This window comes from Hymenobacter jeongseonensis (assembly GCF_015694725.1).
Classification (GTDB): Bacteria; Bacteroidota; Bacteroidia; order Cytophagales; family Hymenobacteraceae; genus Hymenobacter; species Hymenobacter jeongseonensis.
This window is the reverse complement of the sequence record NZ_JADQDQ010000004.1, coordinates 382852-398072: the sequence shown is the minus strand read 5'-3', so window position 1 is coordinate 398072 and position 15221 is coordinate 382852. Positions and strand designations below refer to the sequence as shown.

The window sequence follows — 15221 nt, the reverse complement described above, 5'->3', positions numbered from 1 at the left end:
CGGCTAGCGGCCGGGCTTTTTGTGGTCAATGGCAAAATCACGGGTGACTTCGCTAGGCGCACAGGCAGGCCGGTCCGATGTTTCGGAGCTGCCACCACCAAGCCTGGGAAGTACGATGTAAGGTCATGTTTGGAATATGCGCTTTTCTGAAACGCGACGCAAAGATATGGCGACTTTGTTAAAAAACCAGCAACACCAACCAAAAAATCCTGCGATACTGACAACGGATTTTCAGTATCGCCAACATTATCACAAATTGCCTTTATAACTACTTGGCCGATTTCAGGTTGCCTGCAGCCGAGCGAAAGAGGAACTGATACGCCGCCGGAAACTCCCGCTGCCAGAACCACTCCCGGTGCTCTCCATCGGCCGGGGCGTGAAACGACAGGTTGGAAGCGGGCACGCCCTGGGCCCGCAGCTTATCGCGCCAGGCCGTCATGAGCGGCAACATGGTTTCGGATTCCTTAGGCCCACACACGAAATAGAAGCGCGTGGCCGCGGCCGCCGGGTGCGTTTTGGCAAAAGCCACCAGGGAATCGTTGCAAACCCAAAAAGCCGGCGAAAAGGCCCCGACTCGGCCAAAAACCCGCGGGTACTTCAACGCCGCGTATACTGAAATCAGCCCGCCCAAACTGGAGCCGGCAATGCCGGTGTGCGCGGCGTCGGGCCGGGTGCGGTAGCGCGCGTCGATGTAGGGCTTGAGGGTGCGGGCCAGAAAATCGACGTATGCGCCGCCCTGGCCGCCGGCTTTGATTTCGGTATTGCGCCAGGGAATGTATTCGTCGGAGCGGTGCTGGTTGTCGTTGTCAATGGCTACAACGATGCAGCTGCTGGGGTCCTGGCCCAGGGCGCGGAGGCGGTCCAGGGTTTCGTCAACGCCCCATTCGCCGCTGTAGCTCGTGGCTTCGTCGAACACGTTCTGGCCGTCGTGCATGTAGAGCACGGGGTACCGCTGCTTGGGCTTTTTGGCGTAGTCGGCGGGCAGGTACACCAGCACACGGCGCGAGCGGCCCAGCTCCGGAATCTGAAACTGCTCGCTCAGTACCTGCACCTGCGGCGAGGCTGTATGCTTCTTGGGCACCGCTTGGCCGGGCTCGCTCCAGTTGAGAATTTCGTGGGTGACGACGGCTGCCTGTTGCAGGTCGGCTTTGCGGTTGGCAATGGGTTCTTTGTTGGCACCGGCTTCGGCGGTTGCCCAGCTGCCCCTGGTGAACTTGTATTCCACAGCCCCGAGGCTGGCGGGCAAGGTAATCTGGTAGGTTCCGTCGGGGCTTTTGGCGAGGCGGTACGCGGAATTGCGCGGGCTCCACATATTGAAGGAACCCGCCACATAGAGCGTGTCGGCCGCGAGCGTATTGGCCGGGACGCGGCCCACTTTAAGCACAGTCTGGGCAGCGGCCGGTGCCGCGAGCGCGACAAAAAGGCCCATCCTACCCAACATTGGAATCAATCGCATACTTCTGTTTAAAAAATTTTAGCGCACGGTTTCGCCGCTGCCCGCGCCGCGTTCGGCCGAGTCCATTTTGCGCAACGTGTACACGGCCCGCACCGAATCGATGCCCGGCAGGCCATTGGCCTGAAAGTCAAGCAGGGCACCTTTTTTCTGCGGGCCTTTCACAAAGTGGCGGTACTCTTCGGCCGATTCGCGCACGACGTAAAGCGTGCCCGACGACGGCACCCGCAGCCGCGAGTAAAAGCTGCGGCCATCGCCGGCAGGGCGGCGGGTATCCTCGGCCACGGCGCTGGTTCCCAGCAGGCGGTACTTGGTGTCGTCGCTGCCCGGTAGGGGGCGGTTGCTGAGCCCGTCAACGAACACTTCGCGGCGATTCATGAGCTGCTCCAAGTCCAACGACTTGAGCAGGCTTAGGTTTTCTTCGGCCATGATGAGCTGTTGCACCGACTTGCCCGGCGCGGCCTGCTCGTAGTACACCAGCACCGGTTTCTTCAGCTTAATCTTGCCCACAAACACTTCCGGCGCCCCGTCATCGTCGCCCCCGGCCGGTTTTTGGCCGGCTGAATAAGCCGACGGCGGCCGCTTGCTCTTGGCTCCCGCCCCCAATTTGCTGTTTTTAGCCGGCGAAGGCTTTCGCGAGGCAGACCGCGACTGGGCCAGCGCACTGGTCAGCGTGGCCGCAAGCAGCCACACCACGAGCAGGAAGTGCTTTTTCATTTTCTTAGGGAAAGCCAAATGTAATTAGGAGATAATGGCCTTGCAAGGCCATTGCCACGCCACGCAAGCCAGGGTAGTACCATTACGTAATCTGTGGCACTTGCCAGGAAGCGGACAGCCTAGAGGACCAGTAGGCGCCTCAATTCAGGAACAAATGCGTCCATTTTCTGCCAATCGGGCGCCACTAAATCCCGAAAAAGAATTAGTTTTCACCCCCTCACCCCTTGCGGCATTGCAAATTTCGGGCACAGAATTCTACAAAAAAATCAGCAACTTAGCAGCAGGGCAATTCAGATTCCAAGTTCTGACTATCAAAGATTTACATATTTACTACCAGTCCTTATTTCTCTCCCAATCGTTTGATGAGTTTTATGAAGCGCATTGCCCAACTGATTTTCGTTGTAAATAGTTAAATTTAAGCAGTTTATTCAATTGCACAACGCTCGATGATAGCGCCATATTCGTAAACTTCGATTATTCCTCTCCGTCAAAACGCCGCTGAATACACGCAAAAAATCCATTGTAAAAACCGGCTTAAAAGGGGCTTACATGCTATTTATTAGATAACTTGCACCCTGTTTCCCAAACGTTTTTTTTACTTTCTCCCACCACTCACATTTTCCCACCAAATTCTTGTTTCCCATGAAACACCCTTATCTAGCGAAACTACTGTTTCTGCTATTATTCGCGGCCTTCGGTTTTCCTTCGGGAGCCTATGCCCAGACTGGCTCCATCAGCGGACGGGTTACCGATGGTAAAAACGAAGGCATTCCCGGGGCTACGGTCCTGATTGAAGGCACTTCGCTGGGCAGCTCATCCAACGTTGATGGCACCTACAGCATTCAGAACGTACCAGCCGGGGCCCAAACCCTGGTTGTCTCGTTTGTGGGCTACAACACCGTCCGCCGTCCCGTAACGGTGGTGGCCGGCCAGAACACGGAAGTAGCCGCTAGCTTGGTTGAAAACGCTACCCAGCTTTCCGAAGCGGTGGTAGTGGGCTATGGCACGCAGCGCCGCCAGGACGTGACCGGGGCCGTGGCCACGGTTGACTCCCGCGAATTTGTGCAAGGCCAGGTAACCAACCCCGAGCAGCTCATTCAGGGCAAAGTGGCCGGGGTGAGCATCACCACGGCCGGTGGTGCGCCGGGCACGGGCAGCGTTATCCGCATCCGCGGCAACTCGTCGCTCAATGCCAACAGCGACCCGCTGTATGTAATCGACGGCGTGCCGGTTGACAAAGGCGACATCAGCGGCGTTTCCAACCCCCTCTCGTTGATTAACCCCAGCGACATCGAAACCTTCACGGTTCTGAAGGACGCTTCGGCCACGGCTATCTACGGCAACCGGGCTTCGGGCGGCGTAATCCTCATCACCACTAAGCGTGGCCTGCAGGGCGAGAAGCTACGTGTAGAGCTGAACTCTCAAACGGGCATTTCGACAGTTGCTCAGCGCTATAAAATGCTTTCGACCGAAGAATTTCGTCGGCAGATACGGTTGAACGGCTCGCCATCTCAAGATACTACACTGGGCGATGCCAGCACCAACTGGCAAAACGAGATTTTCCGCAGCGCTATGACTTACGATAATACAGTCAGTCTGATTGGTAGCGTATCAAAAGTACCATTTCGTGTTTCTTATGGCAATCTGTATCAGGAGGGCATTGCCATCACCAACCAGTTGAAGCGCAATACTGGTTCAATTAGCTTAACTCCTACTCTGCTCAACGACCGGTTGCGCATTGACATAAACGCCAAAGGCAGTGTGGTAGACAACCGCTTTGTGAACTACGGCTACGTGGCAGGCGCCGCCCTCTACGACCCAACCCAGCCCGTCCGTTCTAGTGACCCTGAGTACACGCGTTTCGGCGGTTATTATCAGTATCTGAATCCCTCTTCTGGCAATCCATTGGGTAACGCCCCTACCAATCCCGTGGCGGCTATTAACAACGAGAACAACACCAGCCGGGTGAAGCGTCTAATTGGTAACGTGCAGTTTGACTATAAAATCCATGGCATCGAAGGCCTAAGGGCCAACCTCAATCTTGGCCTTGACGCATCGCGCAGCGAGGGCAGCAACATTATTAACCCAAATGACTTTGGCACCTTCAACCCCGACTCACAATTGCCGGGCTTGAATGGCTCTTATTCCCAATATGCCCAAGACCGGGACATGAATCTGCTCGAAACTTATCTTGCTTATGGCAAGCAGATTGGCGGCACCAAATTCGACGTGCAGGGCGGCTACGCCTATCAATCGTTCGTGACACAAGGCCCCAACTTCCTGCGCTTCCGCTCCGACCGTACCACTACCTACGTGAAAGATGATACCTTGAGTGTGCCGCTTTATTACAGCAAATATGTGCTGTTGTCTTATTTCGGACGGGCTACTATGAACGTCCAGGACAAGTACCTTGTGACGGCCACGTTGCGTAACGACAACACATCGCGTTTCAACAAGGCCTACCGTAGTGGTTGGTTCCCAGCATTGGGCTTGGCTTGGCGCGTGAAGAACGAAGCTTTCCTGAAAGACAACACCTTCTTCTCAGAATTGAAGGTGCGGGCTGGCTACGGTCGCACGGGTCAGCAGGATGTCGGTGGCGTGTACGACACCCAAGCACGCTACTCGCCCGGTGTTGCTACCTCCCAGTATCCCTTTGGCAATTCCCCAACGGGTTCGGGTGGCTTAACTTATAGCCCACGTGGCTATAATTCGGTGCTTACTTGGGAAACTACCAACACTTACAACGCAGGCTTGGACCTGGGTTTCTTAGACAATCGCCTTACAGCTACCTTGGATGTGTATCAGCGCACTGCCAGCGACCTGCTGGCCGAAGTTGACCAGACGGCTGGTTCGAATTTTACCAACCGTTTGAATGCCAACATTGGCTCGTTGCGCAACCGCGGGGTTGAGTTAGGACTGAACTACGGCATTTTGCGCAACGAAAACTTCACCTGGGACGTGAACCTGAACGGCGCATACAATGTTAACGAAATCACCGACTTAGGGCGTCAATTGGAAACATTTCCTGGTTACCTAGTTGGTGGCATTCCTGGCGGCACCGGTGGCACCATCCAAATCCAAGCCGTGGGCCAACCATCTAACGCCTTCTTTGTACGTCGCCAGGTATATGGTCCTGATGGCCGGCCCGTTCAGGGTTTGTACGTTAACAGCGACCGTAACCCCAACAACGTTAATGCCGGCGACTACTTCTACAAGCAGCCGGCACCTCTGGTTACGTTGGGCTTTAGCTCGAACATAGTGTACAACAAGTTTACGATGGCCTTTACATTGCGCGGCAACCTTGGCAACTACGTTTACAATGCCAACGCGGCGGGCCTAGGTACTTACGCCAATGCGCAAGAATCGGTCAACTTCGTAAACAACCTGAACCCTGACATCCTCAACACTGGTTTTTCCCGTCGGGAGTTGTACTCGGATTACTACGTACAGAATGCTTCGTTCCTGCGCTGCGAGAACATCTCGCTCGGTTACAATGTTGGCAAAGTTCTCGGAGCTTCTTCGCTCCGCGTTACGGGTAACGTGCAGAATGCCTTCCTCATTACGAAATATGAAGGCGTCGACCCTGAAATCTTCAGTGGCATTGACAACAGCTTCTATCCACGTGCCCGCACCTACACGCTCGGCCTTGCCCTCGGCTTTTAAAATTCCCACTACTCATGAAAAACAATTTATATCGTGGGCTAACGGCCCTGACTTTGAGCACGGCCCTGCTGGGGCTGAGCACATCCTGCACCAAGGACCTCGACCAAACGCCGAAGTATGAGTTGTCGCCTGATAAGGTTTATGTTGGGCTAAACGGTTACAAGCAGGTGTTGGCCAAATTGTACGGCGGCTTCGCCCTATCCGGCTCGAACGGCCCTGATTCAGGTGATATTACCGGTATTGATGCGGGTACATCCAATTATCTTCGTCAGCTCTGGAGTGCTCAGGAAATTACCACCGACGAAGCCGTTATTGCCTGGAACGACCCCGGTCTGCAGGATTGGCACAACCTAAACTGGGATTCCAACAACCCCCTCATTCGTGGCCTGTACAACCGCTGCTACTACCAGATAGCCACCTGCAACGAGTTCATCCGTGAATCTGCAGATGATAAGCTCGGCAGCCGTTTGGCGGGTGCCGAGGTGGCTCAAGGCAAGGTGTTTCGCGCCGAAGCTCGATTCCTGCGAGCGGTTTCGTATTCGCATATCATCGATTTGTTTGGAAACGGTCCCTTCGTAACAGAAGCAAACGAAATCGGTGGCGCGGCACCGCAATACTATACCCGCAAGCAGCTTTACGATTTTGTAGAATCAGAATTACTAGCCCTTACTACGGAGTTGGCACCGGCTCGCACCAATGAGTACGGCCGTATCGACCAAGCTGCCGCTCACGGCTACCTTGCTCGGTTGTACCTGAATGCCGGCGTATACACGGGTACTCCGCAGTTCGCCAAAGCCGCTGATGAAGCTAAGAAAGTTGTCGACTCGGGCTATACACTCGTGACGGCTGCCAGCCCAGCTTCGTCGGCTTATGGCCGCAATTTCTTGGCGGACAATAATCTCCCCCCGGCTGCTAATGAAATCATCTGGCCTGTCATCTTCGACGTGTCGCGGGTACAGAGCTATGGCGGCACCACCTTCCTAGTTAACGGGGCCACCAGCGGTGTTGATGGGGCGTGGCAGCGCTATGTTGGCCAATCTACCGGCTGGGGCGGTTTGCGCACCACTAGTGCTTTGGTAGACAAGTTTTTCCTCGCTGGAGGCGATACCCTAAAGGATACCCGCGGTCGGTTTTGGACCCCAGGCCAGACGTTGGCAATCAACGACCTTAGCCAGTTCACCCAGGGCCTAGGTGTGACCAAGTACCGCAACATCACTTCGGCGGGTGTCGGTCAAGGCGGCCCTCAAAACTTTTCGAGCGTCGACTTCCCCATGCTGCGCTTGTCGGACATGATGCTCACTTATGCCGAAGCGGCTATTGAAGGCGGCGGCAGCCGCGCCACTGCCCTTGAGTATGTAAACCAACTGCGTGCCCGTGCTTTCAAAGGCTCGACCGGTGCTATTACAGATGCTCAAATGACGAAGCAGTTCATCCTTGATGAGAGGGCCCGCGAGCTGCACTGGGAAGGTACCCGCCGTACCGACCTCATCCGCCACAACCAGTTTACCACGGCCACTTATCTCTGGCCTTGGAAAGGTGGCGTAGCTGCTGGTCGTAGCGTTGACGTTTACCGTTCGCTGTTCCCAATTCCATCGTCCGATATCACGGTGAACCCTAACCTAAAGCAAAACCCGGGTTACTAATTCATCAAAAATGGGATGGGTCGCGCTGGCGTGGCCCATCCCATTTTGATTTAAAAATCTTTACAAGAACTACTTTTCAAATCCCTGTCTGCTTGGTTACGATTAACCAATGCAACTGTTTTTTTGACGTACAACACGACACTTTTAAGAAAACCGATTTGTTGCATTCAGGAGTATGTACAGTTCTTGTTATCACCTCATCATTAAATCAACAATCATGAAAAATTGGCTTACCCAAGTGGTAGCAGGTTTATTTGCCTTAGCAACTCTTGCATCTTGTGAAAAGGATGAAGTAAAGGCAACCGTAACGCCTTCTAATTCCATGAAAATCACTGCTTCCACTAACAGTATTGTGTTATTGCAGGCTAACGAAGCCCAAATAGCTTCAACCTATACTTGGAATTCCATAACTTCTTTCAGCATGAGTAATGCTGAAAAAATGGCTGCTCCAACTCCTACATATCAGATTCAGTTTGCTAAATCTGCTGAATCGTTTGGTTACAATGGTTTTGTCGACGCTGGCACAAGCACAACCACAGCAGTGACAGTTAAGGACATGAACACGGCATTGCTCAAGGTTGGTCTTGCACCAGGGATTTCGACCACCGCGTACGCACGAGTTGCGGCGGTAATTGGCACTGATGCACAAAAGTTTCACTCTGAGCCCGTAGCTTTCACAGTGACACCTTATCAGGTTTGCTTGCCTCCCAATACCGATGTGTATTCCATCATCGGCCCAGCGGGCATCGATTGGAACACCGATGTGCCTTTGGTGTACAATTGCGTGACCAAAACCTACGACATCACGCGGGCTTTGAACGCCGATGAATTCAAGTTCCGTCTCAATGCGGCTTGGACCACTAACTACGGCAGCAGCGTTAACACGGGCGGCCCTGTGGCTCTGAATGGTGGCAACATCAAGGTTGCTACAGCCGGCACGTATACCATCAAGCTTGACGTTGCAAACCTGACGTATACCATCATTCCTCAGTAAAGGAATTCAGAATAAAAGCATTGGCTTTATTGCCTTAAGTTTTTATTTCGATTAAGCTAAAAGAAGCCGTTGGTAATCCCAGCGGCTTCTTTTTTTGTATGTAAGTGACCAGCATACACTGGCGCTTGTTGAGGGCATTTTTTAGGGCCGGCATGTTAAATATCAGTTCACGCTGAGCGCAGCTAAACCGCTCTCCCGCACCTCTCATGCTGAATCTGCGAAGCATCTTATCCGGTTAGAATCATTCGTTTTTCAGTGATAGGATGCTTCACAGGCTCAGCATGACAAGAGGTGCGGGAACTAGAGAAACGCATCGCTCAACTTATGACCGTTCCTGCTAAGGCGAAACCCATTGGCTGACCTGCTAGCAAAAGCAGATTTCCAGTTGGGAGCGAGGCACAAAAAAAGCCCCGCTGTGAATTCACAGCGGGGCTTTTGCGGGGTTAGGGAGTAATTACTCGATAACTACTTTGCCGCTGGTTTCCTGGCCACCAACGTTCAGTTTTACCACGTAGATGCCGGCACGCAAGCCGCTCAGCTTGTATGACTGCTGGCCAGCCTGGGCACCGCTGTTCGAACGAACCTGCTTGCCAGTGGCGTCATACACGTTCAACGACACTTGCTGCTTGCCTTGGGGCACTACGTACGTCACGTTCACGGCCGAGCCGGGATTGGGGTACACGCCGAAACGCAGGGCAGAAGCTACTTCGCTGCGGGTTGCGAGCAAGCCCGAACCCAACTGGTAGGTCAGGAATTGCTTGCCGGCAATGGCGGTAAAGTCCTGGTCGGCATCGAAAGCAGTAGCGCGACCAACTACTGGGGGGAAAATATCGGTAGTGAAGATGCCGCCATCGTTGGTGTACGCAACGAACATGTCAACGGCGCTGGTGGCTGTGAGGCCGAGGGCTGCCAAGTCGAATTCGAATTCAAGGGCCGAGTTGTCGGTGTTGGTAAGAACACTGGCTGCGTTGGTGTAAGCCACACGAGCATCCTTCAACGGACCGGTAGTAGCGGAAGCCGTGAGGGCAGTTCCTGGTTTCACGTTGCCTTGGTAGGCATCGGGAACACCACCGGTCACGTTGCCACCCGAATAATCTGCGAAGCTGAAGTAGCCACCATTGGCTGGGGTAGCGTCGAAGTTCACCCGGATGCCGTAATCAACTTCGAAGTCCATCGTGGGCTTGTGCTTCAGGGGGCTGTCGCCAGCGGCGCCGCCAGCCAGCTTAGTACCGGCCGCAACACCCGTTTTGCCGGGCACGTTCAGGTAAAGAATTACGGCGGGGTAAGTACCGCTTTGCAGGAATGCGCCAACTACTGCCACGTACAGTTTCGTAGCGGAAGCACCTACATATAACGTTTGCAGGCCTCTATCGGCAACGGAGTGTACGCCGGCGTAGGTGCTCACCAACTGGTATTTGTTGGCGGTGTTGGTAGCAGCGATTTCAGCAGCAGTCACTTTGCCGTCGAGCGTAATCTGGGCCTGGGCACCAAGTGAGCTGGCAACGATTGCGCTGGCAGCGGCGAGGGTAAATATTTTTTTCATGATAACCTGAAAAATGAGAATGGTGAGAAGGATAAAAAGTGAGTTGACGACCGCCAAAACATGGGCTGCAAGGCGGTATTCGAAGTAAATGTAAACAAACCGTCGCTAAAAAAACAATTCCAAACGGTACTGCGGAGCTATATTCCGACTTATTGAGACCACAGGCACTAGTCTGACAGTACGGGCAAATACCCGGCTGGTTGTTACTTTCGCCGTCCCTCCCAATACAAACCGTTATTATGATTCTAATTGCCGACGGCGGCTCGACGAAGTGCAGCTGGTGCCAACTCGACGGGGCCAACAACCGCGTGTACTTTAATACTGAAGGGTATAACCCCGATTTTGTGGACACGGCGGCCATTGTGGCCTCGCTCACCCACCACCTTCCCGACACGCTCCCGCGGGACGAAGTGCGCGAGGTTTACTTCTACGGCGCCGGCGTTTCATCGCCCCAAAAGGCCGAGGTTATCGCCGCGGCATTACGCCAGCTGTTTCCCCAGGCCACGGCCACGGTTACAGAGGATTTGCTGGCCGCGGCCCGCGCCCTGCTCGGCCGCAAGCCGGGCTTTGCCGCCATCCTCGGCACCGGCACGAACTCCTGCATTTACGACGGCGAAAAAATCACCTACAACGTCGATTCACTCGGCTACTTTTTGGGCGATGAAGGGTCGGGGTCGTACTTCGGCAAGCGCCTGCTGCGCGACTACCTCCGCGGCCTGCTGCCCGATGGCCTGGAGGAGTCGTTTCGTGAAACCTACAGCCTGGGTTCCCGCAACAGCATCCTGGACCGCATCTACAACCAGCCGCTGCCCAACCGCTACCTGGCCAACTTTGCCAAGTTTGCCTACGACCACAACAACGTGAGCTACTGCCGCGAAATCGTGCTCGAAGGCTTCGAAACGTTCTTCCAGAACTTGGTGCTCCACTACCCGAATTACCAGGATTATTCCTTCAACTGCGTGGGCTCGGTGGGCTACAATTTCCGCGACGTGCTGACCCAGGTGGCCCGCACGCACGGCATGGAAGTGGGCAAGATTATCCGCTCCCCCATCGACGACCTGGTGTCTTACCACGAAAGCTAAGGTCTTCAAGCAGTCAGTTAGCGCATCGCGGTTAATCGGCATTAAGCAAATAAAAAGGCCGCCTCTTTGCAGAGGCGGCCTTTTTGTTGACCTAACTGGCAAGGCCAGCTCTTCCCGAAGGCAATTAATGACTTACGACCAAGCGGGTAGTCTGGGTGAGCTGCCCGGTGCTGACTCGGACCAAATAGATGCCATTGGCCAAGTTTTGCACGGGCAACGTCAAGTCGTGGGTACCGGCGGATTGCCGCGACAGGGTGACGGTGCGCAGGGTGGCACCCAACACGTTGTGCACGGTCAGGGTGACGGGGGAAGGCGAGGCCAATTCGTACTCGATGCGGGCCACGCTGCTGCTGGGGTTGGGCGCGGCCGTGAGGCGCAGCGCCGTGGTCATGCGGGCTTTGGTGGTCGACAGCAAAACGGCGGTTTTCTTGATGCGCCGCGAGGTGTACACCGTGTATTCGCCGGGTTGCAGGGCAATTTGGGCGTTCACGTTGGTAACGGTGATGCTGTCGCCGCTCAGGTAGTTGTACCACTTGCCGGTTTTCTGGAAGGCCGGGTCAATGGTTTTGGCCGTCACGTCGAAGTTGCCGATAACGGTGACGCTCAGGTTGGCATCGGTGAGGTGAATGGATTTGGTAGCGCCGGTCATCTGCTGCGTGAACGTGCCGGTTTCGAAAACGGGCTGGCTCTTTTTCAGGGCAATCAGGTCGCGGTACACGTTGTAGAGCTTGCGGCGGTTGGCGTTCTGGAAGTAGTTCCACAGGATGGGCTTGTTGCCCACGCGGCCGTTCTGGTCGATGCTGATGTCGTAGCCCACTTCGCCAAACTGCCAAATCATTTTGGGGCCGGGCACGGTGAAGAAGAACGCCGCGCCGGCTTCGTTGCGGGCCAGGGCCGTGTTGAGGTCGCGCACGTTGTGGGCCGGGTTTGCCTGGTTGCCGAAGGTCAGGTTTTTGTACATCAGCCGCTCTTCGTCGTGGCTTTCCATATAGGTCACCAAGTTGGGATTTACCCAGTTGCGGGCGCCGTAGTAGCCGTAGCTTAGGTCGGAGGTGCTCACGTAGCCCATGGTGGCTTCGTTGTAGTTATGGCTCATGTTGCCCCATATCATCATGCCGTAGTCGGCCAGAACCTTCTCTTCGGAATTGTCGGCAAAGTGCTCCAGAATGCAGTACACGTTGGGGTCCACGGTCTTCATGAAGTCGTAGTAATCCTTCCAGATGTCGATGCGCGACTGGTCGTAGGCGCCCCAGGCCGCTACGTTAGTGGCGTTGTTGCGCTGGGTGAAGCCTTTGGACAAGTCGAAGCGGTAGCCGTCGATGCGGTATTCCTCCATCCAAAACTCCATCACGCGCTTCGAGAAGTACTTTGTAAACGGGCTTTCGTGGTTAAAGTCGTAGCCCACGTTGAAGGGGTGGGTGGCATCGGGGTTGAACCACGGGTTTTGCGGCGTGGGCTTGCCGTTTTCAAAATACATCTGCACCATAGGCGACTGGCCGAAGGAGTGGTTGAGCACCATGTCCAGCACCACGGCCATGCCGCGGCGGTGGCACTCGTCGATGAGGCGCTTCAAGTCGTCTTTGGTGCCGTAGTACTTGTCGGGCGCGAAGTAAAACGAGGGATTGTAGCCCCAGCTTTCGTTGCCCTCAAACTCGTTGATGGGCATCAGTTCGATGGCATTCACGCCGAGGCGCTGCAGGTAGTTCAGCGTGTCGCGCAGGGTGGCGTAGTCGTGGCGGGCAATGAAATCGCGCAGGTGCAGCTCGTAAATCACCAAATCGGCGCGGTTGGGGCGGGCGAAGGTGCCGGACTGCCACTGGTAAGCCGCCTGGTTGGTTTGCAGCACCGAGACGTTACCAGTCGTCAGGCCCGTGGGATACGCCTTCAGGTTCGGGTAGGTCACGGTTGGAATAAACCGGTCGTCCGTTTGCAGAATCTTCTCCGAATACGGGTCAGCAATGCGCAACGTGCCGTCTACCAGGTACTGGTAGGCATACTCGCGGCCGGCTGTCAGGCCGTTAATTTGTACCCACCAGCGGTTGCCGTCAGGCGTTTTGTTCATGTAGGTAGCGGTTTGAGCCTGCCAGTTATTGAATTCGCCCAGCACGTACACAAACTGCTTGTTGGGCGCCGTCAGGTTGAGAATAACCGAAGTGCCGCCGGCCAGGTAGGTGATGCCGTCTTTGGCTCCGGCTGGCAACGCCGCCGTCACCACGGTGGGCCGCACAATGAAAATCAGGGAGTCGGAGACCTGCGTGGTTCCGCTGCTCGCGGTGAACTTCACCACGTTCCGGCCCGCCTGCGTGGCCGTAACCGTGGTGGTGAGCGTGGTAGCGTTGGCCTGCTGGGCCACCTGGGTCCGGTTGAGGGAGAAGGACAAATTCGAAGCAGCCGAGGCCGTTCCCGTCACGCTGATGGTGGCGTTGGCGTTCACGAACAGCGGGTTGCCATCCGAATTCGGGGCGGGGCTGGTGATGCGGGCCGAAAGGCCGGCTTGCGCTACGTCGATAAAAATATCGCTGCCGCCCGTGGCGCGGCCCGACCGCGTGCCATCGGCGTTCTTAAACAACATGCTCAACCGATAAATAACCTCGTTGGCAAGCACGCCGGGGTAAAAGGTGCGGGGCGTAAACGTGATGGTGTACAGGTTCGGATTGGTGCTCGAACGCGTCATTTTCGAAGCGGGGTCGCCCGTATTAAAGGGCGAGCTTTTCACGTGGTTCCAGGTGGTGCTGGTGGGGCCCGCGGTCACGACTCCGGTGTAAATGAATACGTCGCCGGTGAAATCTTTGAGGCCGGCGTCGCCCTGCGTGGCATCGAAAATGATGGTAACCGGCGTGGTTTCGGTGAAGAAAACCGGCTGCGTGGTGACTACCTGGGCCTGCGTGGTCCACGCCACCAGGGTAAGCAGGAGGACTGTAATTCGTCGAAGTATTTGCATTGGGAACTGTTAGTGGGAAAGTGAGATGAGATAGCGGAGAGGCCAGCGGCTGAAAACGCAGCTGGGTTGGAGGATAAACGATTCGCAAGATACGGCGACTTGCCCGGCGGCCGGTTGCTCCCAACGTACCTTTGCGGTCAATTTGTGCCCGAATGACGCATTTTATTTACCAGTTGTTTCCACTGCGGCAGTGGTGCTTAGCAGCAGTAGTGGCTGGGTTAATGGTGGCCACGCCCGCGGGCAGCGCGGCGCAGCTTGCGCCCCGCACCGATAGCCTCGCGCGCCCGCTGGCCCCCGCCTTCCCGATGCCGCCCGATAGTGTGGCCCAGCGCCAACGCCGCCTGCGCTGGTTGCTGGGCGGCTCGGCCGTGGGGTACGGCGTCATCTACACCGGCCTCACCACGTCGTGGTACACCGGCGAGCGGGCCCCGTTGCGGTGGTTCAACGATTGGCCCGAGTGGAAGCAGCTCGACAAGGCCGGCCATTTCTGGGGCGCATTCCAAATAAGCCGGGGCGCGGTCGACATGCTGCGCTGGGCCGGGCTGAGCGAGAAAAAATCCGTTTGGTACGGCTCCTTTGTGGGGTTTGCCATCCAAAGCCCACTGGAGCTGCTCGACGGGCGAGACCCCGCCTACGGTGCGTCGGCTTCCGACCTGGCCGCCAATTTCCTGGGGTCCTCGGCCCTGCTGGCCCAGCAGCTGGCCTGGCACGAGGTCCGCATCATGCCGAAATGGTCGTTTCATCGAACTAGGTACGCCCAGCAGCGCCCCAACGTGCTGGGTAGCACTGTGCCGGAGCGCTGGCTCAAGGACTATAACGGCCAGACGTACTGGCTGTGCACCGACGTGGGTGCCTTCCTCAAGCCCGGCAACCGCTGGCCCCGCTGGTTGCAGCCGGCCGTGGGCTACGGCGGCGAAGATTTGGTGTACAACGACGCCGCAACCAATGCTGCGGCAGGCCTGCGGCCCTATCGCCAGTATTATTTATCGCTCGACGTGGATTTGCGGCGCATTCCCACGCGCAGCCCGTTGCTAAAAAAGGTATTCTACACGCTCAGCATCTTCCATTTGCCGGCGCCCGCCCTGGAATTTAACGGACGCAACGGTTTCCGTTTTCACGGACTCTATCTATAAGGTAAACGTCGGTTTTGGTCCGTAAAACACGCTTTCAAAACCCGTCCGCCTC

10 protein-coding genes are annotated in these 15221 nt (G+C 55.8%); 6 read left to right on the top strand and 4 right to left on the bottom strand.

Annotation, left to right across the window (positions count from 1 at the left end; translation table 11 throughout):
* Positions 1-268 precede the first annotated feature (268 nt).
* A complete protein-coding gene (locus I2I05_RS11230) occupies positions 269-1429 on the bottom strand; it encodes an alpha/beta hydrolase (RefSeq protein WP_230688280.1) in 1161 nt (386 codons plus the stop codon).
* Between the two features lie 45 nt (positions 1430-1474).
* Complete coding sequence (locus I2I05_RS11225) at positions 1475-2170, bottom strand: hypothetical protein (RefSeq protein WP_196282334.1); 696 nt, start codon at positions 2168-2170, stop codon at positions 1475-1477.
* A 154-nt stretch (positions 2171-2324) separates the two neighbouring features.
* Here I2I05_RS11225 and I2I05_RS11220 point away from each other — a divergent pair, with 154 nt between their 5' ends.
* The 4 genes from I2I05_RS11220 to I2I05_RS11205 all read left to right on the top strand — a co-directional run bounded on the left by I2I05_RS11220 (position 2325) and on the right by I2I05_RS11205 (position 8470).
* Positions 2325-2579, top strand: coding sequence for a hypothetical protein (locus I2I05_RS11220; RefSeq protein WP_196282333.1), 255 nt, complete (start codon positions 2325-2327; stop codon positions 2577-2579).
* Positions 2580-2812: 233 nt separating this feature from the next.
* The gene (locus I2I05_RS11215) at positions 2813-5833 is read left to right on the top strand and encodes a SusC/RagA family TonB-linked outer membrane protein (RefSeq protein WP_196282332.1); all 3021 of its coding nucleotides are present in this window, start codon (positions 2813-2815) and stop codon (positions 5831-5833) included.
* A 14-nt stretch (positions 5834-5847) separates the two neighbouring features.
* A complete protein-coding gene (locus I2I05_RS11210) occupies positions 5848-7476 on the top strand; it encodes a RagB/SusD family nutrient uptake outer membrane protein (protein ID WP_196282331.1) in 1629 nt (542 codons plus the stop codon).
* Positions 7477-7693: 217 nt separating this feature from the next.
* Positions 7694-8470, top strand: coding sequence for a SusE domain-containing protein (locus I2I05_RS11205; RefSeq protein WP_196282330.1), 777 nt, complete (start codon positions 7694-7696; stop codon positions 8468-8470).
* A 454-nt stretch (positions 8471-8924) separates the two neighbouring features.
* Here the strand turns inward: I2I05_RS11205 and I2I05_RS11200 are convergent, their stop codons facing one another.
* A complete protein-coding gene (locus I2I05_RS11200) occupies positions 8925-10013 on the bottom strand; it encodes a T9SS type A sorting domain-containing protein (protein ID WP_196282329.1) in 1089 nt (362 codons plus the stop codon).
* Positions 10014-10252: 239 nt separating this feature from the next.
* Here I2I05_RS11200 and I2I05_RS11195 point away from each other — a divergent pair, with 239 nt between their 5' ends.
* Positions 10253-11095 carry an N-acetylglucosamine kinase gene (locus tag I2I05_RS11195; RefSeq protein ID WP_196282328.1) on the top strand — a complete coding sequence of 281 codons (843 nt, stop codon included), beginning with the start codon at positions 10253-10255 and terminating at the stop codon, positions 11093-11095.
* 124 nt (positions 11096-11219) lie between these two features.
* Here the strand turns inward: I2I05_RS11195 and I2I05_RS11190 are convergent, their stop codons facing one another.
* Positions 11220-14036, bottom strand: coding sequence for an alpha-amylase family glycosyl hydrolase (locus tag I2I05_RS11190; RefSeq protein ID WP_196282327.1), 2817 nt, complete (start codon positions 14034-14036; stop codon positions 11220-11222).
* A gap of 152 nt (positions 14037-14188) precedes the next feature.
* Here I2I05_RS11190 and I2I05_RS11185 point away from each other — a divergent pair, with 152 nt between their 5' ends.
* Positions 14189-15169, top strand: coding sequence for a DUF2279 domain-containing protein (locus I2I05_RS11185; protein ID WP_230688279.1), 981 nt, complete (start codon positions 14189-14191; stop codon positions 15167-15169).
* Positions 15170-15221: the final 52 nt, after the last annotated feature.